The organism is Siccirubricoccus soli, from assembly GCF_024178315.1.
Classification (GTDB): domain Bacteria; phylum Pseudomonadota; class Alphaproteobacteria; order Acetobacterales; family Acetobacteraceae; genus Siccirubricoccus; species Siccirubricoccus soli.
In genome coordinates this window covers 1-1,474 of record NZ_JAMZIK010000240.1, presented here as the reverse complement: position 1 = coordinate 1,474, position 1,474 = coordinate 1, and the positions used below count along the sequence as shown (strand labels likewise).

Annotated in this window: 2 protein-coding genes; one reads left to right on the top strand and one right to left on the bottom strand. The window is 70.3% G+C overall.

The genetic code is table 11. The features are described from left to right. The coding region (locus NJ376_RS27440) for a Bug family tripartite tricarboxylate transporter substrate binding protein (RefSeq protein WP_252956541.1) at window positions 1-279 on the bottom strand (279 nt) is incomplete at its 3' end. Between the two features lie 436 nt (window positions 280-715). Here NJ376_RS27440 and NJ376_RS27435 point away from each other — a divergent pair. Then, window positions 716-1,465, top strand: a complete 750-nt coding sequence (locus NJ376_RS27435; RefSeq protein ID WP_252956540.1) for a dienelactone hydrolase family protein — start codon at window positions 716-718, stop codon at window positions 1,463-1,465. The last annotated feature ends 9 nt before the right edge of the window (window positions 1,466-1,474 follow it).

Below are 1,474 nucleotides of genomic sequence, written 5' to 3'. Positions count from 1 at the left end.
ATAGAGCAGCGTGTAGCCATCCGGCGGCTGCCGCGCGACATGCTGCGTGCCGATGGCCGAGGCCGCCCCGGGCCGGTTGTCCACCACGAAGGTGTGGCCGGTCTGCCGGCCCATGCAATCGGCCAGCACGCGGGTCAGCAGGTCGACACCCGATCCCGCCGCGGTGGGCACGACGAAGCGCACCGGCCGGTTCGGAAATTCCTGCTGCGCCAGCGCAGGCATGGCGGCGCCGGCCAACCCCGCGGCCAGCAGGCTGCGGCGCCCGGTCCTGGCCGGCACGCCTATCCTTCCTGTCATTGCTGTCGTTCCTCCCATTGCGTGGAGGGACAGGCCATGGCCCTCCCTCTGCCCGCAGCATCCGCTCGGGCAGCTCGGTAAGGATAGCCATGTTGCACAAGTGGAGGTTGCACGATCTGCCGTGCGGCTCGCTCTTCCGCCTGCAGCGCGCCGTTGCGCGGTGCGTGACGACCGCAGCGCATCCCATGCCGTCGCGCTGCGGGACGGCGTGCCGCTTGCCTCCGGCACCCTTTCCGCCCGATGGGGCGGAGGTCGCCCTGTGGGCGCGGGCCCGGCGCGCGGTTGTCGCCCTGCCGGCCGCATGCTCGAATGCCGTGGCCGGCCCGGCCAGGACGGCCTCCACTCAGGCCCAGGCTGTTCTGGCCCTAGCGTTCTGGAGCCTGCTCCAGGGCCCAAGATCCCCGATGGAGGAAGAGAGATGGCGTTCTACAAAGGCATGCATTGCGAGCTCGTCACCCTCACCGGCGATGGCGGCACGCCCATCAGCGCCTATGTCGCCAAGCCCGAGGGCAAGGGACCCTTTCCGGGCGTGGTGCTGATCCATCACCTGCCGGGCTGGAGCGAGCTCTACATCGAGACCACCCGCCGCTTCGCGCATCATGGCTACATGGCCATCTGCGCCAACCTCTACGAACGCGCGGGCGAGGGCCATCCGGACGACGTCGCCGCCAAGGTGCGGGCCGAGGGCGGCATCCCCGATGCGCAGATGGTGGGCGACACCGCCGCCGCCGTCGCCTGGATGCGGGCGCAGCCGGAGAGCAACGGCAAGGTCGGCCTGTTCGGCTCCTGCTCCGGCGGGCGGCATGCGGTGATCTACGCGTCGGAGCGGCATGACGTGGATGCCTGCGTCGATCTCTGGGGCGGCCGCGTGGTGATGGGGAAGGAGGAGCTGAACGCCAAGACCCCGGTGGCGCCGATCGATCTGACCTCCGGCCTTGCCTGTCCGCTGCTCGGCCTGTTCGGCAATGACGACCGCGCGCCGAGCCCGGAGCAGGTGGACCAGCACGAGGCGGCGCTGAAGGCGGCCGGCAAGCAGTACGAGTTCCACCGCTATGACGGCGCCGGCCATGGCTTCTTCTACTGGCACCGGCCGCTCTACCGCCCGGAGCAGGCGATGGATGGCTGGAACAAGGTCTTCGCCTTCTTCGGCAAGCACCTGGCGGCCTGAGGCGCGCGC

Coding starts and splice junctions, on each gene's coding strand:
- NJ376_RS27435 (WP_252956540.1), top strand. CDS start 716: ATGGCGTTCTACAAAGGCATGCATTGCGAGCTCGTCACCCTCACCGGC.